The sequence below is a fragment of the Paenibacillus sp. SEL3 genome, assembly GCF_054602585.1.
On the sequence record NZ_CM137725.1, the window covers coordinates 4,294,757 to 4,321,575 of the forward strand.

At 44.7% G+C, this 26,819-nt stretch carries 25 protein-coding genes; 21 read left to right on the forward strand and 4 right to left on the reverse strand.

Features of this window, described 5'->3' with window-relative positions; genetic code table 11:
* Window positions 1–7: 7 nt before the first annotated feature.
* A complete protein-coding gene (locus ACYCS5_RS19760) occupies window positions 8–253 on the forward strand; it encodes an HPr family phosphocarrier protein (RefSeq protein WP_023987189.1) in 246 nt (81 codons plus the stop codon).
* Window positions 254–339: 86 nt separating this feature from the next.
* Here ACYCS5_RS19760 and ACYCS5_RS19765 read toward each other — a convergent pair whose 3' ends face one another.
* Together ACYCS5_RS19765 and ACYCS5_RS19770 are read right to left on the reverse strand one after the other, a co-directional pair.
* Entirely contained in the window at window positions 340–1,128 is a 789-nt protein-coding gene (locus ACYCS5_RS19765) for a formate/nitrite transporter family protein (protein ID WP_318628264.1), read from the reverse strand.
* An 89-nt stretch (window positions 1,129–1,217) separates the two neighbouring features.
* Complete coding sequence (locus ACYCS5_RS19770; protein WP_029517570.1) at window positions 1,218–2,000, reverse strand: Cof-type HAD-IIB family hydrolase; 783 nt, start codon at window positions 1,998–2,000, stop codon at window positions 1,218–1,220.
* A gap of 199 nt (window positions 2,001–2,199) precedes the next feature.
* Between ACYCS5_RS19770 and ACYCS5_RS19775 the strand changes: the two genes are divergently transcribed.
* The 20 genes from ACYCS5_RS19775 (at window position 2,200) to ACYCS5_RS19870 (ending at window position 24,303) form a co-directional block, all read left to right on the forward strand.
* Window positions 2,200–3,231 carry a WXG100 family type VII secretion target gene (locus tag ACYCS5_RS19775; protein WP_459760025.1) on the forward strand — a complete coding sequence of 344 codons (1,032 nt, stop codon included), beginning with the start codon at window positions 2,200–2,202 and terminating at the stop codon, window positions 3,229–3,231.
* A gap of 207 nt (window positions 3,232–3,438) precedes the next feature.
* On the forward strand, window positions 3,439–4,842 hold the full coding sequence (locus tag ACYCS5_RS19780; protein ID WP_459760026.1) for a Toprim sub domain-containing protein: 1,404 nt from the start codon (window positions 3,439–3,441) through the stop codon (window positions 4,840–4,842).
* Window positions 4,818–6,227, forward strand: coding sequence for a hypothetical protein (locus ACYCS5_RS19785; RefSeq protein WP_459760027.1), 1,410 nt, complete (start codon window positions 4,818–4,820; stop codon window positions 6,225–6,227). Before ACYCS5_RS19780 ends, ACYCS5_RS19785 begins: the two co-directional genes overlap by 25 nt.
* On the forward strand, window positions 6,181–6,894 hold the full coding sequence (locus ACYCS5_RS19790) for a hypothetical protein (protein WP_340884485.1): 714 nt from the start codon (window positions 6,181–6,183) through the stop codon (window positions 6,892–6,894). The genes ACYCS5_RS19785 and ACYCS5_RS19790 overlap by 47 nt, the downstream gene beginning before the upstream one ends.
* Window positions 6,891–10,103 carry an AAA family ATPase gene (locus tag ACYCS5_RS19795; RefSeq protein WP_340884487.1) on the forward strand — a complete coding sequence of 1,071 codons (3,213 nt, stop codon included), beginning with the start codon at window positions 6,891–6,893 and terminating at the stop codon, window positions 10,101–10,103. Before ACYCS5_RS19790 ends, ACYCS5_RS19795 begins: the two co-directional genes overlap by 4 nt.
* Window positions 10,104–10,534: 431 nt before the next feature.
* The gene (locus ACYCS5_RS19800; RefSeq protein ID WP_459760028.1) at window positions 10,535–10,981 is read left to right on the forward strand and encodes a tellurite resistance TerB family protein; all 447 of its coding nucleotides are present in this window, start codon (window positions 10,535–10,537) and stop codon (window positions 10,979–10,981) included.
* Between the two features lie 28 nt (window positions 10,982–11,009).
* Complete coding sequence (locus ACYCS5_RS19805) at window positions 11,010–11,603, forward strand: TerD family protein (protein ID WP_069012933.1); 594 nt, start codon at window positions 11,010–11,012, stop codon at window positions 11,601–11,603.
* Between the two features lie 47 nt (window positions 11,604–11,650).
* Window positions 11,651–12,226: a TerD family protein gene (locus tag ACYCS5_RS19810; RefSeq protein ID WP_013308970.1), complete on the forward strand. Its 576-nt coding sequence runs from the start codon at window positions 11,651–11,653 to the stop codon at window positions 12,224–12,226.
* Between the two features lie 30 nt (window positions 12,227–12,256).
* Window positions 12,257–12,838: a TerD family protein gene (locus tag ACYCS5_RS19815; RefSeq protein WP_023987194.1), complete on the forward strand. Its 582-nt coding sequence runs from the start codon at window positions 12,257–12,259 to the stop codon at window positions 12,836–12,838.
* Between the two features lie 102 nt (window positions 12,839–12,940).
* Window positions 12,941–14,209: a TerD family protein gene (locus ACYCS5_RS19820; protein ID WP_029517566.1), complete on the forward strand. Its 1,269-nt coding sequence runs from the start codon at window positions 12,941–12,943 to the stop codon at window positions 14,207–14,209.
* 26 nt (window positions 14,210–14,235) lie between these two features.
* Window positions 14,236–14,970: a TerC family protein gene (locus ACYCS5_RS19825; RefSeq protein WP_029517565.1), complete on the forward strand. Its 735-nt coding sequence runs from the start codon at window positions 14,236–14,238 to the stop codon at window positions 14,968–14,970.
* A gap of 167 nt (window positions 14,971–15,137) precedes the next feature.
* The gene (locus tag ACYCS5_RS19830) at window positions 15,138–16,325 is read left to right on the forward strand and encodes an HpcH/HpaI aldolase/citrate lyase family protein (protein WP_341038830.1); all 1,188 of its coding nucleotides are present in this window, start codon (window positions 15,138–15,140) and stop codon (window positions 16,323–16,325) included.
* Window positions 16,246–17,724 (forward strand): phosphoribosyltransferase family protein, encoded by a 1,479-nt coding sequence (locus tag ACYCS5_RS19835; RefSeq protein WP_459760029.1) that lies wholly within the window; start codon window positions 16,246–16,248, stop codon window positions 17,722–17,724. The genes ACYCS5_RS19830 and ACYCS5_RS19835 overlap by 80 nt, the downstream gene beginning before the upstream one ends.
* The gene (locus ACYCS5_RS19840; protein ID WP_459760030.1) at window positions 17,721–18,872 is read left to right on the forward strand and encodes a cysteine protease StiP family protein; all 1,152 of its coding nucleotides are present in this window, start codon (window positions 17,721–17,723) and stop codon (window positions 18,870–18,872) included. The genes ACYCS5_RS19835 and ACYCS5_RS19840 overlap by 4 nt, the downstream gene beginning before the upstream one ends.
* Entirely contained in the window at window positions 18,869–19,705 is an 837-nt protein-coding gene (locus tag ACYCS5_RS19845) for an HAD family hydrolase (protein WP_459760031.1), read from the forward strand. The genes ACYCS5_RS19840 and ACYCS5_RS19845 overlap by 4 nt, the downstream gene beginning before the upstream one ends.
* Before the next feature lie 17 nt (window positions 19,706–19,722).
* The gene (locus ACYCS5_RS19850) at window positions 19,723–20,754 is read left to right on the forward strand and encodes an ATP-grasp domain-containing protein (RefSeq protein ID WP_459760032.1); all 1,032 of its coding nucleotides are present in this window, start codon (window positions 19,723–19,725) and stop codon (window positions 20,752–20,754) included.
* Window positions 20,755–20,812: 58 nt separating this feature from the next.
* A complete protein-coding gene (locus tag ACYCS5_RS19855; RefSeq protein WP_165150031.1) occupies window positions 20,813–21,493 on the forward strand; it encodes a hypothetical protein in 681 nt (226 codons plus the stop codon).
* Between the two features lie 96 nt (window positions 21,494–21,589).
* The gene (locus tag ACYCS5_RS19860) at window positions 21,590–22,690 is read left to right on the forward strand and encodes a toxic anion resistance protein (protein ID WP_039272510.1); all 1,101 of its coding nucleotides are present in this window, start codon (window positions 21,590–21,592) and stop codon (window positions 22,688–22,690) included.
* A gap of 337 nt (window positions 22,691–23,027) precedes the next feature.
* Window positions 23,028–23,573 (forward strand): hypothetical protein, encoded by a 546-nt coding sequence (locus ACYCS5_RS19865; protein WP_029517557.1) that lies wholly within the window; start codon window positions 23,028–23,030, stop codon window positions 23,571–23,573.
* Between the two features lie 52 nt (window positions 23,574–23,625).
* Entirely contained in the window at window positions 23,626–24,303 is a 678-nt protein-coding gene (locus ACYCS5_RS19870; RefSeq protein ID WP_029517556.1) for a vWA domain-containing protein, read from the forward strand.
* A 303-nt stretch (window positions 24,304–24,606) separates the two neighbouring features.
* On the opposite strand, the gene ACYCS5_RS19875 is transcribed toward ACYCS5_RS19870, so the two are convergent.
* On the reverse strand, window positions 24,607–24,897 hold the full coding sequence (locus ACYCS5_RS19875; protein WP_449292543.1) for a DUF3899 domain-containing protein: 291 nt from the start codon (window positions 24,895–24,897) through the stop codon (window positions 24,607–24,609).
* 89 nt (window positions 24,898–24,986) lie between these two features.
* Window positions 24,987–26,630, reverse strand: a complete 1,644-nt coding sequence (locus tag ACYCS5_RS19880; RefSeq protein WP_340954419.1) for a peptide ABC transporter substrate-binding protein — start codon at window positions 26,628–26,630, stop codon at window positions 24,987–24,989.
* Window positions 26,631–26,819 lie beyond the last annotated feature (189 nt).

Here is a 26,819-nt window from a genome sequence, read left to right on the forward strand (position 1 = left end):
CTGTGCAATGATGACACCCATCAAGGTAAAAGACGTTAAGGATATTGAAAAAATCAATCAAATCGTATCCAATTATACGTATGACATCTGGATTCATGGCAAAAGCGGCATGGCAGATGCCAAATCCATTTTAGGCATGTACGTGCTGAAGCTGGATGAGCCGCTAACTCTGGTTGTACCTGACAATGTTAATCCCAAGAAGTTGTTCAAGGAGTTGGAGGAGTTTATCCATTTTCCTGCTCAAGAAGGATAAAAGGCAAGAAACTTGTAAACACTGGATGATCTATTACTAAAATAACGCAAAGAAGCCGTGGAACCTAAGTCCCACGGCTTCTTTTTTTAGTGTTCTTTCTCATCCAAAAACGGGAGATTCACCGAATAGTACATAACCCCCATAAGCAGCACGCCGCCAACCAGATTTCCGAGCGTAACCGGAACGAGATTATGGATCACGCCAGCGACAGAAACTGTACCCGGATGGTCCAGCACGAGCGCAATGGCGAAAGTACACATATTAGCCACACTATGCTCATATCCCGAAATGAAAAAGCAGAACACAAACAGCATCATGGCAAACATCTTTGCACCATTTTCCTTCATAAACATGGGAACAAAAAAGGCAAGACAGACCAGCCAATTACACAAAATAGCTCGGAAGAATAGCTGCATTGCAGGCGCTTCCATTTTATGCTCAACCACGCTCAGTAGAAAGCTGTTCACGCTGGAGGAGTCAAACAGACCGGTCAAGTAAATAAGGAGTGCAAATACCCCCGCACCCAGCAAATTACCGCCATAGCTGGTAGCCCATAATCGAAGCACCTGCCCCCAGCGTAGCTTTTTACGGAGCGCAGCATAAGTGTAATAGAAGGTGTTACCTGTAAACAAATCCCCGCCGCCGTAAGCGATCAGAATGATAGCCGCTCCGAATGTGAGCGCCGCCATGGGATAAGTGAATGGAGAATGCTCCATGTAAAAAAAGTTGCCCGTCTTGAAGGCTACAATAACGCCGAACCCGATGAACATACTCGCCAGCATGGAACGTGCCAAATACCGGAGTAGGCTCTGCTTGTAAATTTTGTACTTCTTCATGGCTAGCTGTTCGACATTGCGTAAGCCTTCCGTCTCCATATTTAAGGACAACCTCCTATTTTCTCATATGTAAGTCTTTAAACAGACTTTATTTTTCCCGAAACATGTCCAGTCTATCAGCAATTCTGTTAGCTTAACAAACCAAGCTTTTGCAGTCCGTACAAAATACCGTCTTCATCTGCGCGTTTTGTGACCATTTTAGCTGCGGCTTTGGCTTCATCACAGCCGTTGCCCATCGCGACGCTGTTATGTATAGCTGTCAGCATCTCCACATCATTTAAGCCATCGCCAAAGGCGTATTGATTTTCAGCGGCAATGCCCAGTCTGGACGTAATTTCGCGGATACCCTTCGCTTTGGAACCAGCATGAGGAACAACGTCCACAGAACTCGGATGCCAGCGCACAAAGTCAAACGCCTTGAATACCGTTTCATAGAAAGGCTCTTCTTCTGCTGTACACATTAACAGCGTCTGATAAATATCTCTTCCTTGGAAATAGAGCGGATCGTATCCAACTGAAATCTTAGCCTTAAGCGTTTGGACCGATTTCTCTACAAGCTCATCGTTAGGAATATTGGCCTTCATGTCCATATGATCCATATATACAAGGGCATGATTATGTGTGAGGGCCAGATCGGTCATCGTTTGCAAGGCTTCTCTGTTCAACGGATTGGTAGCGACCACTTCCCCGCGGAGCACGACATATTGCCCATTAAAGCTGACGTAGGAGTCAATTTCCAACTGCTCGCGGATATCTTTGAACATAAAAGGTGCACGGCCTGTTGCAATGGCCACCTCATGTCCCAGCTCTTTCAAAGCAAAGACGGCCTTTTCTGCCGTTAACGGCATTTTCTTGTCATCGTCCAGTAACGTACCGTCGATATCGAAAAAGATAATTTTTTTGTCTGACATGTCCCTACACCTGACTTTCAATAATGTATTTGTCGAAATGAACTCATATGGATTCATTATATCAAAGGAACTGCTTCTGAATACACAAATACGTATAAATCCTCATGAATGTCCGACCTTTATAGCTTACAATATGAAATAAGGCTTACTGTAAAATATAATTTCTATCTCCTATTTTCATAGATGGGATGTGATCACCATGACAAAAATCCAAGTCACACCGGAGCAGCTGGACAGCGTGGCCTCCCAATTTGCCAATGCCCACGGCACACTGTATAACCAGCTAAATGGCCTGGATAGCACAATGAACCACCTTCACAGCCAGTGGGATGGTATGGAGAGGAATCGTTTTTATAATGACTATCGAACGGCTAAATATACACTATCTTCTGTATTAAATAAGGTTCAATCCATTGAAATTGAGCTGAAAAGCATCGCTTCGAAATTTAGAAATGCGGATGGTGAGAGCACACGTGGCTTCTGGACAGCCCTAGCAGCGGCAATGAGCGCTAGCGCAGCGCTGGCAGGCAGTGGAGAGGCTGGAGATCATGGTGGTGAAATTGCCAAGCAGCCCAAAAACATTGACGAATGGGAGCAGTCAGACGCGGTTAAATATCATCAATATGAGGAACTACTGAAAAACGCCGAGGCCATCGGCGACAAGCAGGTTATGCAGAAAATTCACGACCAGATGAATGTCCTGCAGCTGCAATATGAGGACTCCGTTACCCGTACAGATTACAATACAGGAGAGACCTCCAAGATCACATCCGATTCCCTTGTCGCCGTCACCGAACTGACAGGTAAAGACGGAAGCAAAACGGATATATCTATAGATAAAAAAGGGAATGTTGTGAGTTATGAGCAAAATACGGATAAATATGATTACTGGGTCCAAAAGCATACCCAATCCGCCGGAGAGCATGCTCTAGGTAAAACGGCCCAGACCGTCACCGGATATGGAATAGGTCTTATTTTGTCGCGCGGGGCTGGTGTTAGTGGGGGAGGTTCGGGCATCGGTACTGGCGCAGCCTCCGGCTGGGGGGAACACGTCGTTGGCATTGGTGGCGGCATGCTCAGTGACAAAGTACTTTTCTCTGTACCCGATGAGGGCGAAACCCGTACCATGATCTACCGAACGAATAAAGAAACGGGACATATTGAGAACATGATCATCGTCACCAAAGGTGAGAATGAAATGGAGTATCGCTATTGGGAAGATTATAACTGAAGAAGTGTGTAATCCAAAGTTTGGGGTTTACGGATGCACCGTTCATTTCGTATTATGCGATTTGAACGGTGCTTTTTATGTTGGAAGGATAAGCGAACCCTTTAAATTAGGGTTTAATGAATTCGAGTTTAGTTGATAGAACATCATCTAGCTTTGGTGCTATGTGATACAATGGTTGAAAAATGTAGCCATGAACGGGAGATTAAAGTGAACGAATCGAAGATACAGCATTTGGAAGTGTTGTCATTCATAGAAGGGAACTATGTTAAAAAAGGAGAAGAACTGCAAAATAATCTTTTTACAGGTAACTCTTTTGATATAGAAATTATGAAATATTCCACCAGGATTTATAAAAAAATAGGTAATATAAGAGGCTCTTGTCCACGAGAGAATTTGATCCTAACGGGTGAAGATTCTCGTATGTTGCTAACGATTTTTCACAGTACTCTTGTGAAGAAGACGGAAAAGCAGCTTTATAGCCTTGAGATGGACATAACCCAGGAGCGACTTAGCGATTGGGTTGAAAAAGGACTGATTTATCGGAAGACTGAATATTTAAAAGATGGCAAGACAATGAAGAGAATTTTTTATGTGATGGGATATTTACTTTACAGTATGCAGAGGAAAAATTATAGAGCGGAACAGGAGGAAATGCTTAAGCGATTGACAGGCTGGATTAGCCAGACGGAAACACTGCTAAACCAGTTACCAGATGTTCGAAGTATGGACAAATATCAGGATGTAGCGTTGAACAAGCTATATGCATATATAGAAAAATTACGCGCTGCCCTTATGGACAGCTATAGAGAACAAGCATTCCAGCCAGTTAGCGCTGCATTAGAAGTGCAATGGAGAGAAAGCCGCCTTAGCAAGTATGTTCATTTTGTGCTGGCTGTTGCTACTGTGCGAATGGAGCATGAGCAATTTGACTGGAAGCAGATTGGAGCTGCTTATTATGGTCAAATCGGGGGCTCTAAAGCTTTTGATATGGACAAAAAAGACTTCCTGGGCAAGTTGGAGGAAGACTTGGGCATGCCTTTGCACTTTATTGGCTTAGTTAGTCTGGGAGCAGTTACGCCAATCCTGTTTGCTGGTGAACTGGCTGGAAGTTCAGGACTTTACTACCCGACAGGTTTTATGCACGCCACCACAGATCTGACGGTGTTTGAAATGGAGTTTAGCACTCCATGCCGGGTCATCTGGCTTGTTGAAAACAGAGCGTTGCTCACTCGGCTGTGTGCAGATTCTCTTTTTCTTCGCTCCAGTGGAAGCCTCGTTATTGGATTGGATGGTCAGATCAGAAGTGGTCATCGCAAGTTGATTCAGGACGTTATGGGCAATTCACCGTCCGTTACCCAGGTACTTGTCTGGTGTGATACAGATCAGTCTGGTGGAGTGATAGCTGCTCATGTAAGGGAGCTGTTACAGCCTTTTCAGCGACTGCAAGTAAAATGGCTACTTTCTGAGCCAATGAACAGGCAAGTGGGCGCTTATAGCACGTGGGAGCAATATCAACAGGCTATACAACAGGTTCTGCTTGAGGGCAGGCTCATGGAACAGGAGGAATTCCTTGGAGGAGTAGAACTATGGAAAACATGGATCAACGGTTAGTTTCAATATTTGATGAGAATGCTGATACACCTCTTGTCAGGGAATCACTCCGGGATGTGATTAAGCTGTCAGGTGTGTTGAATGAGCTGCGGGAATATTTTGAGGAACCGCTAAAAGTGCTACATATGCTCCAACTGCTTAATCTGATTCACGAGGAGGCCTTGGGCCTGGAACAACCGCTTGAAAATGCCAGTGCTCTTTATTATCGTTATCGCAATCGTTATGGAACAGAACCGCCTGTATCTGTAGACAGGTTGTTGAATGTACTGGAAAAATATAATTGGATTATGCGGGGAAAACGTCGAATTTTAATGATGGATGTTGGTAAGCGATTGATGGATGTGCTTATCCGACTTGCGAACGATTCCCTTGCTTTTTACATGAGAGATGAGATTGCCAGATCGTTATTTCAGGCTGCGCGTGATGCGGATCTGAGCGAAGCTTATGACGATAAGGGGATATCAGGCGGAAATCGATTAGCCAGTATGGTTCGGAATGTGGAAGAAGCCGTTGACAAGCTTCAGGAGCGTCAGCTTGAATTTTTGTCAGACAGACATGCTCTCCCGCAGGTGCAAATTATTGTGGAATTAATGGGACAATTGGACAAGCGACTTAATGAACGAATGGATAAAATGAAGACATTTGAAGAGGGACTTAAATGGGATCGTTTATTCAAAAAAGGAACATTCGTTATGCTGCAAGGTACGCAAATTAGCTTGTCTACACTGCAAAAAATATTAAAATTTGCCCATATTCGAGAAACAGAAATTGGTATACAAATTGATTCGATGGCTTTTAAGCAGTATGTGATAGACTCCTTTCATAAAAAACCGGATTCTACACAACCGAACGGTACGGAAATATTGAGCTTTATGGAACAGGATCGGGATGAGGGGGAACGTCTGGACGGATTATGGATTCCTGTGAAGTTTGCTTCCCCTATACCGGAACGGCAGATCACATCTGCAATTGAATATTTGGAAAATTATAAGCCTTCTATAGACCCGATAGAGTCGGATATCATAGAGGAGTTTACGGATGCAAAAGAATGGACAGAGCATGAACTGAATGATCATATGGAGAATGCGGCTTGGCAGTTGACCAAGACAATGATCCGCACAGAGGATGTGGAGCGCGTTCTCTCTTTGCACAAGCAAATAGGGATTGAGCCCCTCATATTAGAGGCTGGATCAGAACAGTGGACAGATGCAATCAATGCACTGTTGGCGATATCGGCTGTCGTGTCCAATCGGCAAGCTGAAATATTTAGAGAATCTTCTGAGGCAGCAGAGTTGGATTCGGAAGAGTCGGTTAGAGAAAAGGAGTGGGAATGGATTGATGAATCAGACCGACGATATGTTGTTCGAACAACCCGAAACGAATGATGATAACTATGTTGATAATTATCAATCTTTATCCGCAATGGCGTCCTTGACGGCTGTGCTAAAACCGGAAGAAGAACACGCATTTATGCAAATTATGTTTTCCTCTTCGGCTACGGTACGCAAAGACAATTTTGGTCTTTCTAGACGGGAAGTTATGCGTTTGCTTAAGCTTAAGCCAGAAGAATTAGAGGCTTTTCAACAATTTATCGTGCGTGTTAACCAATCGGTTGCCCGATATTTTCAACTTGTGTACGATGAGCGGAAGGATCAGACCATTGTGCTCATGCGCGTTCCTGCACAGCAAGCAAAGGAAATGTTATCTGCTGAAAGCCTGTCACTACTCATGTTTATTTTTTATCATCAGGATGTTCTGCAAAATGAATTTACCTTATTCAAACAATTGGTCGAAACGTTCGGTCATGAGACATTAGATATTCGTAGAAAAATGAAATCCAATCTTGAACCATTACTCAAAATTGGAGCTATTACACTTTTTAACAGTGATACAGATGAGGAAGCCTATGAGCTTACAGCCATCGGCAGCCGAATGTTTGGCAATGCTTACTTAAAGCGCTTTACAGAGTTTAGTCAATCTCAACAGTTGCATATGGATGAAGTGCTAAAATTTTTTAAAAGATATAATTTTGGGGGCGGAGAAGCACGATGATTCCTTGGGAAATAAGTATTTCCGGCATACGCGATTACCCGCCAACACGTTTGGATCTGAGCGGGGACATGGAGCATATTCTTATCACAGGACCCAATGGGTCAGGTAAGTCGACGTTGACATTTTGTATGGGTGCCGTACTTAACTCCGTTAAAGTAGAGTTGGAGGGTCTTCGTTCCAAAAATATTGAGCAGCATCAGGTTTGGAACGCTCAAATTCAGCTTGTGTTCGCTAATATAAGTCCAAATCCGATTGATGCAGCTCCATATATCCAGTTCACATTACAAGTGGAACAAAAGCCTTTCGAGCCGCTTAAACGACAATATTGGATTCGTGAAGGTGAACAAAATGGAGTATGGGACAAGGAGACTCGTTTTACCTCCGGAGACAGTGTGAACAATTTTAAAGAGTATCGTTTTCAATTGCAGCATAAATATGTAGTTGATCCCGATGCATTTTATCTGATCTGGTATCAACAGGACGTGAATCAATTTGCAACGATGAGACCAGAGGAACGGTTTCGCATCTTTGGTGAAATGACGCAAATTGACAAGATGCAGCGTACCTGGGAAGGAGCCAAGGAACAGCTACTGGATGGAATGAAAACCCGTGAGGAAGCGGAACGTAATCAGATTCAACATAATTTTGAGTTGGAAAGATGGCAAAAAGAGCGGGATAAATTGTTGAACCGCAACCGGAGCAGGCTCGATAACTTGCAAATTTTTGTGCGAACATCTGCGAAGCTCCAGGACATGTATCAACGTGAGCAGAAGTTACTAGAGGGCCAAATTGAGCAGTTGGAGTTTGATGAGGCAGAACATCTGGAGAAAAAGGTGACGTTACTTGCGGATATAGAACGGCTGCAGGAAACACAGACAGATCGTCAATCGCAAAAACAGGATCTTGAATTAAGGTTGCAAACTGTAGAGTTACAGCTCATAAAAGTAGAGACAGACATAAAAGAGCGAGATCAAGAACATAAAAATCTTACCAATCTTTTGAAAGGCCTGGCCGAAGAGATGAGGGGGATTAAGTATTCAGCTGAAGAAGTAAATATACTGTTAGCTGATGCTCAAAAGAGAATGAAAGAAACGGAAGAAAAGCGAGGCGTAGCAAATATTGAGGACCTTGAGCTACAGGCGAGAATAGACAAGTTGTTAAGGGAGATAGGAAAATTATCGGCTCTGACCGAGCAGGATCGGGAGGAAGAAGAACGATCACGTGAAATACTTCAGAAATTTGGTGAAAGCTCTCATGTGCAAAGGCAAATTGAAGAGTTGGACGCAAGGCATTTGGTATTACAAGATGAGTCCAGGCAACTATCGCGAAAGCTGGAGAATCTGAAGCAGGAGGAATCTTCTTTAAACACAAATAAATTCATGTCTAAACGACAAGAAGAATCCGTTCGCATGTTCAGACAGCTTGGTATCCAAGTGTACACAATGCAGCAATTACTAGAAATGAATGAGCAGGCACCGTTGGAACAGGAATTTCAATTGGAAGCGGTGAAGTACAGTATTTTTGTAGACAGTAAATCCTTTACCCCACCTAATGATCTGATCCATGTTGAGCTACCTTTGGTTGTTCCTGAACGTTCCCTAAAGCGTCTGGAGAAGTTGCATATTCAGGTTAAGGAAGGTCTGAATGATGAGATGTATGCAGCTGCACAACGAGCGATGTGGTGGTTGTATGAGCTGGAGCAAGGAGTACACTGGACCCGAATAGAGAATGGAATATTGCGTGAGCCATATGTACGGAGAGGTCCGCAGGAAGAAAAGCAGTCGCTGCTTCATACGAAAGGCGTTCTCATTCGCAAACGTAAGGTTCAAGAAGAAATCAGAGCAGCACAGCAGAATTATGACAGCTGTATTGCCGCTTGGGATAAGGTTCAGGAACGGTTAGGGGTGTTTCGTTCTGTCCAACTGCAAGTACAGCAGGCTGAAACCTTTTTAGCTGACAGTGCCGACCGGGAGCTGCGAATAAAGCAGTTGGAACAATCCAACGAGGAGAGCGGAGTGGCGAAAGAGCGACGGACTGTAGTGGAAGCGGAGATCAAGAGTCTGAATGAAACTTTTGCCAAGCTGTATCAGGATTGTGATCGACTTCAAGAATATGCAGACGTGTATGAACGATATGAGCATGAACGGGAACAGATTGAGCGTCTCCAACAGTTAGATAAAGAATTAGAAGAATTACGGGGGCAGAAAGAAGAGTTTATATCAACACTTAAGGATTTGAACAAACGTCTGCAAGATCTTGATACCCAGATTGAGAGCACTAAACGCAGATTACGGGATAAGAAGAGTCAAATGCTAGATACAGAAGGAAGCATTGAACAGATGAATCGGCAAAAGGAAAAAAACATTGAAAAACGTGATGTTTTCCAGAGACAGCAGGCTGAAATCAATCTGGATGTAGAAAAGTGGCATGAAAAGCTGGATTTTTTATGGCATGAAATAGAGCAAGAAAAAATAGAAACGGAAGATATGATATTGAGAACAGAGCCCGCATTGCAAGCCGAGCTTGAGCAAGCTCGTACTCGACTCCAGCTTGCTTGTGATGAGAGGGTTAATGAATTTTCCATTGAAAATTATGAAAGTACCCGAGAAGCATTTGAAAGAGGCACTCAGGATGTACAAAATGCAAGGTTGCTTATGGAACAACTGGAGGAGCAGCTTAAGGAGTTGGAGGATAAGCTATTTAATACTGTTAAAAACGAGGTACATCGCGTCAATCAGAAATTCATTAATTATATGGATTTATTCGGTTTTGATGGAGAAGTTACATGGCACCATCAAGAGGGCAAACATGGGGAGCTTAAGTATTTCTTAAACGTAAGAGCTAGGAAGCAGGGACATCGAGGTCCTTTGGAGGAGGTTAGCCTCAAGGGACGAGGAAATAAAGTAGGTAAAGGTGTGTCTGGCGGAGAAGAATCACTTAGTTCACTGTTGTTTGCTCTGGCTTTGTTAAAAACCATAGAAACCAATCCAGGTTATATTGTTTTGGATGAATTTGACAGCGCTCTGGATGAGAGCCGCAAGGCAAGGGTGTTTGAATTGTATGAGCAGGAACTGACACGCAAAATGATTATCCTTTCGCCAAAATCGCAAAATGCTGATTACTTGCAGCATTTTGATAAGTCATTCGTTGTATACCATGACTCCTCCGTTCCCAAGAGCGAGGTAATTCGTATTAAGAAAAGTATGTGATTGGTGACCGTGTCTCTTATAAATAACAAATATGGCGGTTGCGGATTATGGTAAAAGGCGCAAGGATTCCGTTGAATTGGAAGGCTGTGCCTATTCGTTTTTGAATTAAATTTACTATTTTGTATTATTACTGGAAAAATACTCGTAATTTGATAGAATAATATCTTTTTCCTCTCATACTGTCAATCCATCTAGAAGAATAGGGTTGTATTAAGCTACAGACTTGCAATTGGGGTAGCAAATGATGGATGATAGAAGAGGGCCTTTTATGTAGAAAATAGGGCTAAAGATAGAGAGGATACTAATAATAAATAGATCGGATTTACCGTATTTTTGTATATTATTGTAGAAAAAGATCGTAATTCAGGTTATAGTAAAGGAAGAAATTAACTAGGATGCCTTTACCCAAATACGTAATTGTGGAGGGAAACATGAGTACATTTAAAAATTGGTTGAATACAACTAAAAAAGGACTTGGAGACCAAGTTAAGAAGTTTAAGAATAAAGATTTTATGGAAGCTGTTGTTGCAGGCTGTGCATTAGTAGCATTTGCTGACGGTACGATTAGTCCGGAAGAGAAAACAAAAATGGCCGGATACATAAATATCAGTGAAGAATTGAAAGTGTTTGATATGGGTGAGGTCATCAACCGTTTCAATCACTATGTAGCGAACTTTGAGTTTTCACCTGAAATCGGTAAACAGGAAGCACTGAAGGCGATTGGTAAATTGAAAGGTAAGCCAGAAGTAGGCCGACTCGTCATTGGCGTATGTAGCGCTATTGGCGCAGCTGATGGTGACTTTGATGCCAATGAGCAGCGAATTGTGGCTGAGATTTGCGGCGCGCTTGGTTTGAATCCGTCTGAATTTAGTCTGTAAATTTTACGGAAGGGAGGTGTGTTAATCAGTGGCTGTAATTAATCTGGTCAAGGGCCAGAAAATTGATTTGACCAAGGGAAACACAGGACTGACCAAGGTTATAGCAGGATTGGGATGGGACCCTGTACAGTCCAAAGGATTTTTTGGCTTCAAGAAGCAACCCAATATTGATTGTGACGCTTCTGCCATTTTGCTGGATGCCAACGGAAAACTGACTCAGTCAGATAACGTAGTGTGTTTCCACAATAAAAAAAGTCCATGTGGCTCTGTCGTGCATTCCGGTGATAACCTGACCGGACAAGGTGACGGCGATGATGAACAAATTGAAATTGACCTGGCACGTATTCCTGCCAATGTCGACAAAGTGCTTGTTGTTGTGAATATATATGATTGCGTTAACCGGAAACAGGACTTCGGCATGATCGAGAAAGCGTATATCCGCATTCTGGATGGTGCTAATTCCAAGGAACTGGTGACGTTTAATTTATCTGATAATTATGAGGGGCTGACCGCACTGGTCTGCGGAGAACTCTATCGTCATAACAACGAATGGAAGTTTGCTGCAATCGGTGAAGGAACCCATGCCGTACATATTGATGTGCTGGCTCAGCGTTATATGTAATTTTAGGTTGCTCATACAAAACTTAATGTGAAAAGGGGTTCTTACTCATGGCAATTAACTTATCCAAAGGTCAAAAAATTGATTTGACGAAAACAAATCCAGGTTTGTCCAAAATCACAGTGGGTCTCGGTTGGGACACAAACAAATATGATGGTGGTAAAGATTTTGACCTGGACGTATCCGTATTTTTGGCTAATGCGGAAGGTAAAGTAGAATCCGATAAGAACTTTGTCTTTTTTAATAACCCACAAAATGAGAACGGCTCTGTCGTTCATACAGGGGATAACCGCACAGGTGATGGCGACGGAGATGACGAGCAAATTAAAATTGATCTGGGTAGCGTGCCAGCTAACGTTGAAAAGATCGCTTTTACGATTACAATCTATGAAGCACAAGAACGCAGCCAAAACTTTGGACAAGTGTCCCGTGCTTACGCTCGTATCGTAAACGAAGCAAACAATGAAGAATTGGTTCGCTTTGACCTGGGAGAAGATTTCTCAATCGAAACAGGCGTTGTGGTAGGCGAACTGTATCGTCATAGCGGTGAATGGAAGTTCAATGCCATTGGTAGCGGCTACCAAGATGGTCTTGCAGGATTGACGCGCGATTACGGTTTGGCATAAAAATCTATACAAAGAAAGCAGGTATGCGGAATGACCATTAGCCTTTCCAAAGGACAACGTATTGATCTGACCAAAACGAATCCCGGCTTGACTCGTGTCGTTGTAGGTCTTGGATGGGATACGAATAAATACAGTGGTGGCGCGGACTTTGACCTGGATGCTTCAGCTTTCCTACTTTATGAAGACGGCAAAGCCAAAGCTGCGGATGATTTTGTATTTTACAACAACCCGACAGGTGGAGCAGGATCGGTTACCCATACAGGCGATAACCGCACAGGTGAGGGCGATGGGGATGACGAGCAAATCATCGTTGATTTCTCGAAGATTCCTGCGAACATCCACCGTATCGGGATCACGGTTACCATTTATGATTACGAGGCACGCGCGCAAAACTTTGGTCAAGTGTCCAATGCTTTTGTGCGTGTGGTAGATGCAGCAACGGATCGTGAAGTGCTGCGCTACGATTTGGGAGAAGATTTTTCCACCGAAACGGCCGTCGTATTCTGTGAATTTTACCGTCAGAATGCAGACTGGAAATTCCAGGCTATCGGTAGTGGCTTTGCTGGTGGATTGGGTGCGCTTGCTAAAAACTATGGCTTGGACGCTCAATAATATCCACTTGGGGTGGTGTCCATAGGGCGCTACCCTTTCTTTTTAAGCTATTACATTAGCGTACGCTGACACATGACAAACCGACAGAAAGGTGACACAATCATGGCTGTTATCGTAGTAAAGGGACAGAAGGCGGATTTGACGAAAACAAATCCGGGCCTGACCCATGTCAACGTAGGGATTGGCTGGGAGTCCCCAGCGTCTCTGGAGCTGGATACTTCGGCATTTTTGCTAGGTCCTGGAGGAAAAGTATCGGGTGATGAGGATTTAATTTTTTATAACAATCCGACCACGCCCTTTATCACCTATTCAGACGGACAACAGTCCGGTGACAAAAAGCAATTTGCCCTTGATCTGACGCGAATTCCTGCAAACATCGAGAAGATTGCGTTTACGCTGACGATTTATGATGCGGATCAGAAACGGCAAAATTTTGGACAGGTTCAAGGTGGGTTCATTCGTTTTGCTCATCCGGTTAGCGGAGAGGTTTTGCGGTTTAATTTGGACAGTGGATTTACAGTGGAAACGGCGATTGTCATTGGTGAACTGTATCGTCATAACGGGGAATGGAAATTCAACGCGATTGGCGCAGGTTTTTCCGGTGGATTGGATGCGTTGTGCGTTAATTTTGGGATTGAAGTGGAAAATAATCCGGCTCCTCCCACGCCAGTGCCTACACCTCCGTCTCCAGCGCCTCGACCAGCACCAACGCCGCCACCAGTACCACCTGCTCCGAAGCCAGAGCCATCTGCAACACCGGTGAATCTGAATCTGCGGAAAATTGAGCTGAAGAAGAAGGGCGACACCATTAATCTGAAAAAGGGCTCAGGCGGATTGGGTGAAATCCTGATCAATCTGAACTGGAATCAGGTGCAGCAAAGCAAGGGATTTTTTAATCGCGGCTCCAAGGGTGTCGATCTGGATCTGGGCTGCTTATATGAGATGAAGAATGGAGATAAAGGCGTTGTACAGGCGCTCGGGGAAGTTTTCGGTTCTCTAAATCGCTTTCCGTACATTGCTCTGGATGGCGACGACCGAACAGGCTCTGTGAAAACAGGGGAAAATCTTCGCATCAACGGTGCTAAAATTTCTGAAATTAAGCGAATTTTGGTGTTTACCTTCATCTATGAAGGAGTCACGAACTGGTCACAAGCGGACGGGGTAGTCACGCTGTACCAGAAGGATGGGCCGGACATTATCGTTCACATGAATGAACATGACAATCGCAAAGGGATGTGTGCAATTGCCATGATCCAAAATGTAAACGATGAAACGTTTAGCATTGAAAGACTCGTGCAGTTCTATGGCGGTCATCGTGAGTTGGATCGGGCCTATAACTGGGGCATGCGCTGGTCGCAGGGTAGCAAATAAATTGAATTATCGGAGGCACTCTTTTCATGTTGAATGATTTGTTTAAAAATATCAGCGAAAACTACGGCCATTTCTTTTCATGGAGTGATGTTGTAGGTACGCTTACTGATCCAGTGAGTTGGGGGATTATAGGAACTCTCATTTTGCTGGAAGGACTTTTATCGGCGGATAACGCCTTGGTTCTCGCAGTTATGGTTAAACACTTACCTAAGGAACAACAGAAGAGAGCCTTATTTTACGGGATTTTGGGTGCGTATATATTCAGGTTCCTGGCTATCGGCTTGGGTACATTCCTGATTAAGTTCACCCTGATTAAGGTACTGGGTGCAGCTTATCTGCTCTATATCGCTTATAAGGGCTTATTCAAGTCCGAAGGTGATGGAGAAGTGAAAAACAAACCTACTTCTTTTTGGAAAACGGTATTAATGGTCGAACTGATGGATATTGCCTTCAGTATTGACAGCGTCATTGCAGCTTTCGGTGTGAGCGAGAAAGTATGGGTTCTGTTCCTGGGTGGTATTCTCGGCGTTCTGATGATGCGTGGCGTTGCTCAAGTGTTCCTCAAGCTCATTGATAAATTTCCGGAACTGGAACAGACAGCCTTTATTATGATCGCCATTATCGGGGGTAAAATGCTGGCTGCTGCTTTTGGCTTTCATATGTCGCAGATTTTATTCTTCGGCATTTTGATTGCTGTCTTTGTAGGCACAATGGTTATCAGCTCGGCGAAAAGAAAGAAAAAGGCCGACAAAGAGGCTTAATGTACAAAGTATAGCGAAATCCCTCCTGAAACTAAGGGGGGATTTCTTTTATACCCGGAGCACAGGGCTTCAGTCAGGCAAGAAAGAGCAAGAGGAGGGGAAGAGCCCTGAAATATTTTAATGATTTAACCTCTGAGGAAGTAGAAGCGATCTTTTATACTCCACCGTTGGAGTTTCATAACCGTTCTCCCAAAAGTATATTGGCTTATGCGATAGGAGCGGCTTTGTACATGCCAGCGACCCGCTCGGAAGTAGCGGAAGAGATCAAAAATGGAAAACATGAAGGGTTAACAACGGTCATTTTGGATTTGGAGGATGCGATAGGGGATCAGCAGGTCGGTCAGGCAGAACAATCGCTGGCACAGCAGCTGCTTCAACTATTGTCCTATGTACGGACGGGGATGATGAGTGAACAGCAATTACCTTTGTTATTTGTGCGTGTGCGCTCTGTGGAGCAGTTGGAACGACTACTGAACGGTTTGGGTGAATCTTTGTCGCTGCTCACGGGCTTTGTCTTACCCAAGTTCTCTTCTGATAATGGACGAGCGTATTTTGCACTCATTGCAGAATATAACCGGAGTATGCATACAGGGGCAGGAAACGAAAACAACATGCCTGTGCTGTACGGGCTACCGATTCTTGAAAGCTCCAAAATCATTTATCGGGAAACCCGCTGGAAAGAGCTATTGTCGATTAAAGAAATCTTAGACGAGTACCAGGAATATGTGTTGAATGTACGCATTGGAGCAACCGATTTTTCCAGTCTGTATGGCTTGAGACGCAGCCCGGATATTACGATTTATGAAATTGCCGTCATTCGGGATTGCATCGCAGATATTATTAACTTGTTTGGACGCGTGGGCTCAAATTACGTCATTTCCGGTCCTGTATGGGAATATTTCTCTCACCGAGAACGTGTCTTTAAACCTCAATTAAGAGTATCTCCTTTCGAAGATGCACTTGGGAAGCCGGGCCGACACTTGCGGATGGACTTCATCTCAGATGCCGTAGACGGACTGATCCGAGAAGTCATGATGGACAAAGAGAATGGGATTATCGGCAAAACGATTATTCATCCCTCCCATATTAAGCCGGTACAGGCCATGTATGCGGTGACACATGAAGAGTATATGGATGCACTTGAAATTGTTGAGCGTAACGACGGTAGTCTGGGTGTATTCAAAAGTACCTATGCCAACAAAATGAATGAAATTAAGCCGCATTTGAATTGGGCTCATCGAATTATCAATAGATCAAAAGTATACGGGGTGTTACATGAACAACAACATTTTGTCAGTCTCTTACCCAACCACGAAAACACATCTGCTGCCAATCCTGGAGCAGTTCAGCGTTAAAATTACGGAGACTCATAATCCATTCCGTCTTCCTGTGGACAAGCTGTTTGCGATGGCGGCACGGGTCAATAAAAAGCGTTCATTTTTATTTGTCAGCAAGGTGCTGGGCAAGCATATTCCGGTAAACCCATACACCTCTCTGCTCAGTGGTGCGGCGCTGGCGATCCTGCTATATAAGGAGCTTGTCCCACAAGCGGGACAACAGATGGATGAACTGATTGGAGAGGCCGTGAGAGGACTACTTAACCCGGACTATGCGAAAGAGGCCTACCGAAAGCTGATGGATGAGCGTTTAGCTTTTGCTTTTACGGAGCCGATCAAGTTTGTTGGTTTTGCCGAGACGGCTACAGCACTGGGACACAGTATGTATCGGTTGTTTGACGACGGGGCCTCGTATATTCATACGACGCGCGAGGATATCCCGGGCCTTCGGCCTATTATTCGGTTTGAAGAAGAGCATTCGCACGCTGTTGATCATCGTTGCTATGCACTGGATGAAGGTGCTTTTGCGGGTGATGGCCCGATTGTGCTGGTAGATGATGAAATTACGACAGGGAAAACAACGCTTAATATCATACGGGATATTCAGGAGCATTTTCCGCGTAAACAGTATGTGATTGCTTCGTTATTGGATTGGCGGACAGACAGCGACGAGCAGGCTTTCGCTGATCTGGAGGTAGAGCTAGGCATTACGATTACGCCTTTAAGCTTGCTCAAAGGAAAGATTGAGGTACAGGGAGTACCAATACTGGATCACGCAGAATATGCTGGACAGGCTGGGCACCCAGAACATGCAGCCACTAGCATGGCAGAGGTTAATAAAGATGCTTCTGGAATAATTGACCACCGTTTTGAACAGGAGGCTTCCGGTTTTGAGCGGGTAGTACACAGCTCCATGTCAACGGACGGGTACACCAATACAGCTCCTTATCTAAAATATACAGGCCGTTTTGGTCTACAATCCATTGACAATTCAGCGTTGGATGCAGAAATCACGCGTACAGCCGAACGACTGAAGCAACTTCGTTCTGGGCAACGCACGCTGGTTATGGGCACGGGAGAATTCATGTACATTCCAATGCGGATTGCAGCAGAGTTAGGCCCGGATGTGTATTTTCAATCGACGACACGCAGCCCGGTATATCCCCACCGAGAAGAAGGGTATGGAGTCGCTTGTGGTGTGACATATCCATCGCCTGAGGACAGTACGATACGCAATTTTATTTATAATGTAGACCCTGGTCAGTATGACGAAATATTCGTTTTGATGGAAAGGGAGTCGGACCTAGAGCGGATGAACCCCATGCTGGAGGCTTTGAACCGTCTGGGCTGCGATAAAGTGCATGTCGTTTATTTTAACGGTTTAACTAGACAGGAGAGTAAAGGAGCGCGGATATGAAGCAAGCACTCATGGAGCAAATACAACAGAAGAACATTCATCCGCCCAAACCTCTAGGCAGTTATCCTGCCTCGGATGTCACATTTTTATTGAAGGATTTGAGTAGGGTTACGTTGGAAAAAGGGACGGAGGATCGTGAAGAGGCGATTCAGTCGGGCGTCCATTATTCAGAAATGCTGCCAGTGGAATACGAGCCCACCGCAGAGTATATTGCATTGTTTCACGAAACGCTTGCCCAATCTGCCCAAAAGGTTGCATTAGCGGCAGCTTCTGTGGCTGAGATGATTGTGAGAAAAAGAGGCTTAAATACGGCGATTGTTTCTCTGGCTAGAGCAGGGACGCCCATTGGTATCCTGATCAAGCGTTATATTGACTGGAAGTATAGCGTATCCTTGCCGCATTACAGCATTTCTATTATTCGTGGCAAAGGCATTGACCGGAATGCGATATTATACATTTTACAGCAGCATGGGCTGGGGATTGAACTTCAGTTTGTCGATGGCTGGACGGGGAAAGGGGCAATTCGCCAGGTATTGATTGAGGCCTGTCGTGAGATAAATGCGGATTACGGGTTGCGCCTAAATGATGATCTGGCGGTGCTGGCCGATCCGGGCAGATGTTCAGAAACCTTTGGTACACGAGAAGATTATTTGATTCCAAGTGCTTGTCTGAATTCGACTGTATCAGGTTTGATGAGTCGGACGGTATTACGCAACGATCTCATAGGCCCTGACGATTTCCATGGGGCCAAATTTTATGAATCCTGGCGGTCAGTGGATCAGTCCAATACGTTTGTGGATACGGTATCCGGGTATTTTCAAGACGTGGCTGAAGCGGCCGTTGCATATGCTGAACAAATGACATTGAATCCGCCTGCGGTGACATGGCAGGGCTTACGGGATATTGAGGCGATTCAGCAGGCATTTGGTATTCGGGATATCAATCTGGTCAAGCCCGGAGTGGGGGAGACGACTCGTGTACTGCTGCGCAGAGTGCCGTGGAAAATTCTGATTGATCGCGAAGATAATCCGAATCTCCAGCATATTATGCTACTGGCAAAGGATCGTGGAGTGCCTGTCGAGGTGTTTGAAGGATTGACTTATTCCTGCTGCGGAATTATCAAGCCGCTCAAGGGGGGACAAGAATGATCTACGCAAGTGATCTGGATCAGACACTGATTTACTCCAAACGTTCGCTTGGCGTACCACTGGAGTCCCCTGGTCTGTTGCCTTCGGAACAGATAGACGGGGCGACGTCGGCTTTTATTTCTGAACAAGCCCTGCAATTGCTAAAGACACTGCCTGAAGATGTGATGTTTATGCCCGTGACGACTCGGACGATAGAACAGTATAGACGAATCACCGTGTTTCAGACGGAGTTGGTTCCCGCATATGCCGTGACGAGTAATGGTGGAAACATCATCGTCGGAGGCGAGGTGGATCGAGAGTGGAATCGGCGTATTCATGAACAAGTACGCCGTGATGGTGCTCATGCGGAAGAAGCACGTCAGGTGTTCGGACAGGTGCTGCATGAAGACTGGGTGGTAAACGAACGCTTTTGCGACGAGTTATTCTATGCTTTCATGATTGAACGGGATCGTATGCCGCTGGAACAAGTGCTGGAGAAGGCGCGAATCATGCGTGAAATGGGCTGGGAGGTATCCATTCAAGGTCGTAAGGTGTATTTGGTACCTGCGGCCGTGAATAAACAGGCAGCCGTGGAGCACATCCGTAATCTCACGAATGGAGGTGCTGTGGTTGCGTCCGGTGACTCTTTGCTGGACCGTTGTCTGCTGGACTATGCCGATTATGCGATTGCTCCGCGTCATGGTGAATTGTATCGGGAACAACTGCGGGATAAGCTGGAGGTCAATTATCGTTTTACAGAAGTGTCGGGGGTTTATGCAGCGAACGAAATCATGGCGTATGTTCATGAAATACACCGGAGTGTGTTCGCAGCTCAAACTTCATTTTCAGAATAGATAGGGGACGTGGCTCTGTGAAGAAGGTTAAAGTGTATTTTAACCGCTGGTTTTCAGTGGCGTATCATTATATGAATGCTATTCGTAACAATGAGGACGGTATTCCGTTCGAGATCTATGCGACGCACTCTGATCCGCAGCATATGGCGTTACAGGCCAGTGATGTAGCTGAAGTAGAGCCTCGCACCAGTGGTGTGGAGTACGCACGGTTTTGCGCTGATTTTTGCAGACGGCACGGAATTGATGTCTTTATCCCACGGTGGAATATGCTCGATATTAGCAAGCATCTTTATTTGTTCGATGATATTGGGACAAAAGTGATGGTATGCCAAGATACCGAACTGCTGGAGCAACTGATGGAAAAGGATCTGTTTTATGAATCCATCCGTCAAAAGGACATTGTCACGATTCCCGATTATGCCATTGCCAGCAATGCTGAGCAGTTTAAACAGGCTTATGAGTCGTTAATAGCACTTGGGCATAAGGTATGCTTCAAGCCATGTAATGCGGAAGGCGGAATGGGCTTTCGTATCATCGACAATGAACGTAATCCGCTGGAGGAACTGTTCGGCCATGCGCTGAATCATATTTCATTCGAGGAAACACACCGCGTATTGTCATCCACAGAATCATTTCCCAATCTGATGGTGATGGAGTTGCTGGAGGGATACGAATACAGTATTGACTGCCTGGCCGACCGGAACGGAAAGCTGCTAGCAGCAGTTCCGCGTAGGAAGGCAGGAGGACGATTACGGCTGCTGGAGCAGCATCCCGAGCTGTTGGAGGTGGCACAGAAGGTCGCTGAGGCGTATCATATTCCGTACAATTATAATATTCAGGTAAAATATAACGGCGAGCATGCCAAGCTGCTAGAGATCAATCCGCGGATGTCCGGAGGACTTCATGTATCATGTTTGTCAGGTATCAACTTTCCTTATCTAGCGGTGAAATCGGCTTTGGGTCATGAGATCGGTTCACTTCATCCGCAATACGACATTTTAGCCAGTCATATCGAGCAGCCAATCACCATACGTAAATCCGTACATTGACACACACAAATATTGTTTTCTACAATATGGTAAGGGTTTACGTCAGGAGGTACAAGCTATGACGTCAAAAATGTGGGGTGCCACGATTGCTGTGGTTAGCTACCTGATTGCGCTTTTACTAAGTTTTTGGTTGCCATTGTTTGTGTGTTTGGCGATTCCGATCCTTGGTTTGGGAGGATACAGCGCCCTCATGGCTGTTCGCCATCCTCGCCCCAATCTGACCGGTTCCGTGATTCCGGTGGTGCAGGAGCAGGTCGGTGAGACACAGCAGCATGAAAAGGAAGCTGCCGTTCGACCGCAGTCTATGACAGGACAAGTACGTCAACCAGATCAGGTGAGCAGTGAATTTGCTCAGGTGATGGAGTATTTGGAGGTACTGGAGGATATGGTGATCTCCGAGGGACAGAAGGATGCGCTTGATAACGAGATTGTCGAGAAGGCGCTGGCTCTATTTGCACGTTTGCAGCGGGTCATTCCGCTTTTGCATGAACTGAACAACAGCGAAGTGAATCATACGGTTCGGAGATTGATTTTGAAGGATTTGAATGGGCTAATTAATCCGTTTCTTCGGCTCAGCGGCGATGCGAAGCGTACCAACCGGAGGACGTTGTTAAACGGATTACGGGATGTGGATAGTAAAATATCAGTAATTGTATCCACGGTGGAGCATAAGGATCTGATGGAATTACAGAGCAAAGCGGAGCTTATTCACCAGCGTTATAGCAGTTCCGAATTGTAGGCGATTTGTAAGAAAATAAAAAAGTAGCAAATTAGCTGCTCTGAAAAACAACGATTATACTTGGGAACAGTTGTTTTTTAGAATAGGAGGTAGCGTATGGCGACCCCATGGGCTGAGTTGAAAAAAGAAGATGAACAGAAGGTGACTGAGGAGGCTTCACAGCTGATTCAGAAGGTATCACAAAGCGATGTCATGAGCTTGGATACCTTAATGGATGATATCGGTAAGTTGGGGGTTAAAACGCAGGAACGTGCGGGGCAGACCCTTAAAATGCTGGATCGTCCGGTAAACGACCTCATGTCCGGTGATCGGGCTGAGGTATCCAATATGATCTTAAAGCTGCGTGATGAATGTGAAACGCTCCAGCAGAGCAAAAATGTGAGTTTTTTTGGCAAGCTTCTGCGTAAAAGCCCGTTAAAAAACTACATTTACAAGTATCAGTCGGTGAAGACGAACATCGAGAAAATCATTACTGCCTTGAGAGATGGTAAGGATAATCTGGAAGAAAACATCGTCAGCATGAGACAGTTGAAGAAAGCCTCCATTGAAGAAATCTACAATTTACAGACGAAGATCGCCTTTGGTAATCGCCTGAAAGAACTGTTTGAGACCGAGATTGCCAAGCCGGAAAATGAAAACCGCAAGCCTCATCTGGAGCGGGGATTGCGCAAGGTGGTTACTCGTACGCAGTCTATGACCGAAATGATTTTGTTATACAATCAGGCGATTGCGGCAACGGATATTATTAATGATAACAATGATAAACTGATTGATTCTGTAAATAATGCGATTGATAAAACATCGAATCTGATCACTGTATCGGCTATGATCGCGATGGCGCTGGCGGATCAGGACAAAATCATTTCAGCCGTCGATGCGACCAACCGTACCATTGAAGATCAATTCAAGGAAAATGCGAAGCTTCTCAAAACGACGACCGAGAGAACGACAGATCTGCTTAGCAAGCCTTCTATGTCACTGGAGGCTGTGAATCAGGCGATTGGTGATTTGGTATCTGCTTTGGATCTGTCTGAAAAATCAAACCGTCGGATTATTGAAAGCTGCCATGATTATACAAGTAAAATGACAGCAATCAATGCCAACCTTAGCCAACGTTTGGGGATCGAAGGGAAAGAACCTTCCAAACCGCTGAAGGATAGTAATTCTTCTGAGGGTCTTAGCTCGTTTTTGAACTGATGACAATGTAGAATAATAGACCAATCTATGAAAAAGACGCCGGGATGACTCCGAAGGGCGTCTTTTTTTGGTTTGCCAGCAGCTAATAAAGGACATGATGAACATACATAGCATTCTCGTGCATAAACTCTTAAAAAGCGAATGACAAAAGGAGAGAGCGAGCGTATGATGTCCTTTATTTTAGGGTGTGTGATTGTCTATTTACTCGTGGCTGCCAGTAGCGAAAAAGCAGATTCAGTTGTGGAGTTAAATGATTCTGTGAAATAAAATTTTTTATTGAAAATCATGCATTTTCTGATAGGATAGAGTTAAATATTGGAATCCAAAAGGAGAATGCATGCTGGAATTTTCATTTGAAATCATCGACGAATCGAAAATTAACATTGTATATCAGTATGGAAGCAGCAGCTTCAATTTTAATTTATTTTTTAACTACGGTGTGTGGACGCTGCATCCTTTTGACGGGATTCTACTGCAGAACAAGGAAATGTGCCGTCTGATCGTTACGGATCTGTTTAAGAACAAAGATTTTCATGTCATGCTGGCACGCGAAAATATTTTATTATCAACCCTGCGTACCTCTATTGATCTCAATCCCGAAACTCGGGGAGATCGATATCAGGAACAGGAATTTGATGAACTGTCTGATTTTGCCGAGACACACAGCTTTGAAGAGGTACTGCAAATCGAGCAGGATTCCGTCCGCGAACGTATGGACTTTTTCCAAAACATCATTCAAAAAATGTATATGGAAGGATTCGGCCCCGAAGACAATGATTTTAACAAGGTACAAGCTATTCTTCGAATCTATAAGGCTGCACATGACCAACTCGGAGAATTAAGCGACTTTCCCCTGAGAGGCGACGAACGACGCAGATGGTAGAGTAGACGTACTAGACGTACAAACGCAAACATCATAGAGGAGCGTGGGGAACATGAGCAGTATTTCTTTACTTAAAAAGAATGCGCAACTGGTACTGACTAAAAAGAATCTAACGAATGTGACTGCGAGAGTTGGATTGGTGCTCGATATTTCAGGATCTATGAGAAGTTTGTACAAAAATGGTACCGTTCAAAAGGTGTTGGAACGAATTGTTGCAGTAGCGAGTGCTTTGGATGATGATGGTGTACTGGACGTATGGGTGTATGATCACCGTTTTTCACGGTTACCTTCCGTTACCGAAAATGATGTTGACAACTATGTTGAAAGACATATTCTGTCCAATGATTATTTGCCCAAGTTCGGTCGTAATGATGAGCCGCCTGTGATGCGCGATGTCATCGCCAAATACACCAAGGAAGAACCCTCTTCTGATCCGGCCTTTGTTATTTTTATTAATGATGGCGGTGTGAAGCGTGGAAAAGGAGACAACATCGACAACGCGGTCATTGATTCGTCAGGAGAGCCGATTTTCTGGCAATTTATAGGTGTGGGTGAGTCCGATTTTGGTGTATTAAAGAAGCTCGACAACATACAAGGCCGTGTGGTAGATAACGCTAATTTTTTTCAAATACAAGATATCGAATCTATGGAAGATAATGAATTGTACGAACTATTGCTTAACGAGTTCCCGTCATGGTTGCAAGAAGCGAAAGAAAAGCATATTTATTAAGGATACTAAGTGTTGTAATATGCGATCCTACAAAGCTTCATATAAAAAATACAAAAAGAGAGAGTTCCGCTAGCAATGCGAAACTCTCTCTTTCTTTACACACCTCTAAAACGTATAGAAGCTCTACGGCGGTTGCCAGCGGAGCGGGCAGAATTGTTCTGAAGAAGCGAAGCGTTCGCCTTTATCCCCGGATTTTACCCTTACAGGTTCTATTCAATAGAAATCCGGGGATAACAGCGATCGGAAGAACAATCTGCACGCGCAGCGCCCACCAACCGACCAAAGGCTTCTAATCGTTTTAACCTAACTCATCCCCATTAATATCATCGAGCAAAGGATAAGCCCTGCTCCGCACCCCGAAGTATATACCTTGAGGTGGCGGAACATGGATGTTTTCCAGGCTGACAAAGATTCATCGGAACGCAAACGCTCATTTTCCTCTCGTAATGCCTTGGATTGACGAATGAATAACTGTCCGATGTCGGCAAATCCCCGCAGGAAGAGGGTTAGAAAACCGCTTTGCAGAACGTGGAAGATTGCACCGATCACCAAGCCCAGCAACCCCAACAGGAATAACAGATTTGCAGTAGCCATGTGTTCACGACCATTCAAGAGATGGGGGGTGGCGTACAGAAACCCTAAGGTACTGACAATCAGGGCGATGATCCCAAAACGTAAAATCATTATTTTTCGACCCGTTTCGCAAAGCGCAGGTCTGGGTTCGAACGAGCATCAAATACGATACCTTGAATCTTAGGGCTGATTAATGCAGTGTCCGCAGAGAACTGGATCGGAATAATCGGCAGATCTTCCATCAATACGTCTTCCGCCTGATGGAGCTGTTCAAAACGTTTAGCCGGATCAAGCTCAAAGGTTGAGGATTCAATCAGTTTGTCATACTCCGGGTTGCTCCAGTTGGTAAAGTTGTTCGAGTTTTTGGAAGTATAATGCCCCAATACGCCGAGCGGATCCAGGAAGTTTCCTTCCCAGCCCATACGGGCGATCTGGAAGTTCTTCTGTTTAAAGGTATCAATGTACGTTTTCCATTCCTGATTCTCCAGCGTCACTTCAACACCCAGGTTTGTTTTCAGCATTTCCTGAATCGCTTCAGCTACTTTTTTATGCTTGTCCGAAGTGTTGTATTTGAAGGTGACTGGTGGCAGCTTGGTCAAACCTTCTTCTTTCAGACCTTCGGCCAGCAATTGTTTCGCTTTTGCAGCGTCAAACTCATAGTATTTTTTCGGTGCTTCATCACGGAAGTCCTTGCCGGATGGCGTTGTTGTTCCGTATGGAACATAACCGTAAGCCGGAGTTTCGCCACCTTTGGTTACGCTGGTAGCCAGTGCTTCGCGGTTAATCGCGTAGGCAATGGCCTGTCTGATTTTTTTATTGTCAAACGGCTTTTGTTTTACGTTAAAAGAATAGGTGTACACACTAAAAGACGGATGCGACAGGAATTCCTTGTTGCTCTTTTCCTGATCCAGTGTATCCACGGGAAGGCTCAAAATCAGATCCAGATCGCCCGTTTTGTACATTTGATAATACGTTGTGGAGTCTTGCACCATTTTAAAATTAATCGTTGCCATCGTAATGGCATCTTTGTTCCAGAATTGATCGTTTTTCGTCAGCGTAATTTGTTCGTTATGTTTCCATTCCTTGGCTACATACGCACCGTTGCCGACAATTGTGCCTGCTTCTGCTGCCCATTTGTCATTTTTCTCAACAACCGATTGGTTTACTGGCAGATAAGCATGACCCACGGCGATCGTGGGGAAGAAGCTTAGCGGTGATTTCAGCTCAACAACAAGAGTTTTATCATCTTTGGCTGTAACACCCACGTTTTCAATTTTACCTTTGCCTGTGTTGTACGCTTCGGCACCTTTGATGTAGTAGAGGGCAGAAGGATCGTAGGCAGCTGTTTTTGGATTTAGTACCCGTTTCCAGGAGTATTCAAAATCCTTAGCTGTCAGTGGGTCACCATTCGACCATTTTGCACCGTCACGGATAGTAAAAGTGTAGGTTTTGCCGTCAGGAGATACGTCTACTTTGCTGGCAGCACCTTCTACGATTTTACCAGCCTTATCGTATGTATACAGCCCTTCATACAAGTTATCAATTACAAAATAGGACGTTGTATCTGATGCGAAAGCAGGGTCTAGCGTATAAGGTTCTCCACCTGCCAGATTGGCAGTAATTTCTTGCGGGACATCTGCTTGAGGAGCAGCGGACGGGTCGTTGCTTGCTGTTTTGTCCGTATTACCAGAGCATCCTGCCAAAGCCGTTACGGCCAAAAGTAAGATGATCGTCATCCAATGCATTTTTTTCATCGTGGTTTTCCTCCATTACTGTAATTAGTTATGCCAAAAAATAAGGTACACCTTACCGGGAGTTACTCATCTTCCTTTCCTGCAGGTATGCCGCGTGTGCGCACTTCGATAAAGGAACTGCCGTTCTTCCTGCGGTTAGGCGAGAAGCTGCGGATCATGGTGACACCCCTCCTTGTCCAATTGGGATCT

Bases quoted from the DNA above. Each gene is read 5' to 3' on its own strand.
- ACYCS5_RS19760 (WP_023987189.1), top strand. From the start codon at position 8: ATGATGACACCCATCAAGGTAAAAGACGTTAAGGATATTGAAAAAATC.
- ACYCS5_RS19765 (WP_318628264.1), bottom strand. From the start codon at position 1,128: ATGGAGACGGAAGGCTTACGCAATGTCGAACAGCTAGCCATGAAGAAG.
- ACYCS5_RS19770 (WP_029517570.1), bottom strand. From the start codon at position 2,000: ATGTCAGACAAAAAAATTATCTTTTTCGATATCGACGGTACGTTACTG.
- ACYCS5_RS19775 (WP_459760025.1), top strand. From the start codon at position 2,200: ATGACAAAAATCCAAGTCACACCGGAGCAGCTGGACAGCGTGGCCTCC.
- ACYCS5_RS19785 (WP_459760027.1), top strand. From the start codon at position 4,818: ATGGAAAACATGGATCAACGGTTAGTTTCAATATTTGATGAGAATGCT.
- ACYCS5_RS19790 (WP_340884485.1), top strand. From the start codon at position 6,181: ATGAATCAGACCGACGATATGTTGTTCGAACAACCCGAAACGAATGAT.
- ACYCS5_RS19795 (WP_340884487.1), top strand. From the start codon at position 6,891: ATGATTCCTTGGGAAATAAGTATTTCCGGCATACGCGATTACCCGCCA.
- ACYCS5_RS19800 (WP_459760028.1), top strand. From the start codon at position 10,535: ATGAGTACATTTAAAAATTGGTTGAATACAACTAAAAAAGGACTTGGA.
- ACYCS5_RS19810 (WP_013308970.1), top strand. From the start codon at position 11,651: ATGGCAATTAACTTATCCAAAGGTCAAAAAATTGATTTGACGAAAACA.
- ACYCS5_RS19815 (WP_023987194.1), top strand. From the start codon at position 12,257: ATGACCATTAGCCTTTCCAAAGGACAACGTATTGATCTGACCAAAACG.
- ACYCS5_RS19820 (WP_029517566.1), top strand. From the start codon at position 12,941: ATGGCTGTTATCGTAGTAAAGGGACAGAAGGCGGATTTGACGAAAACA.
- ACYCS5_RS19825 (WP_029517565.1), top strand. From the start codon at position 14,236: ATGTTGAATGATTTGTTTAAAAATATCAGCGAAAACTACGGCCATTTC.
- ACYCS5_RS19835 (WP_459760029.1), top strand. From the start codon at position 16,246: ATGAACAACAACATTTTGTCAGTCTCTTACCCAACCACGAAAACACAT.
- ACYCS5_RS19840 (WP_459760030.1), top strand. From the start codon at position 17,721: ATGAAGCAAGCACTCATGGAGCAAATACAACAGAAGAACATTCATCCG.
- ACYCS5_RS19845 (WP_459760031.1), top strand. From the start codon at position 18,869: ATGATCTACGCAAGTGATCTGGATCAGACACTGATTTACTCCAAACGT.
- ACYCS5_RS19855 (WP_165150031.1), top strand. From the start codon at position 20,813: ATGACGTCAAAAATGTGGGGTGCCACGATTGCTGTGGTTAGCTACCTG.
- ACYCS5_RS19860 (WP_039272510.1), top strand. From the start codon at position 21,590: ATGGCGACCCCATGGGCTGAGTTGAAAAAAGAAGATGAACAGAAGGTG.
- ACYCS5_RS19865 (WP_029517557.1), top strand. From the start codon at position 23,028: ATGCTGGAATTTTCATTTGAAATCATCGACGAATCGAAAATTAACATT.
- ACYCS5_RS19870 (WP_029517556.1), top strand. From the start codon at position 23,626: ATGAGCAGTATTTCTTTACTTAAAAAGAATGCGCAACTGGTACTGACT.
- ACYCS5_RS19875 (WP_449292543.1), bottom strand. From the start codon at position 24,897: ATGGCTACTGCAAATCTGTTATTCCTGTTGGGGTTGCTGGGCTTGGTG.
- ACYCS5_RS19880 (WP_340954419.1), bottom strand. From the start codon at position 26,630: ATGAAAAAAATGCATTGGATGACGATCATCTTACTTTTGGCCGTAACG.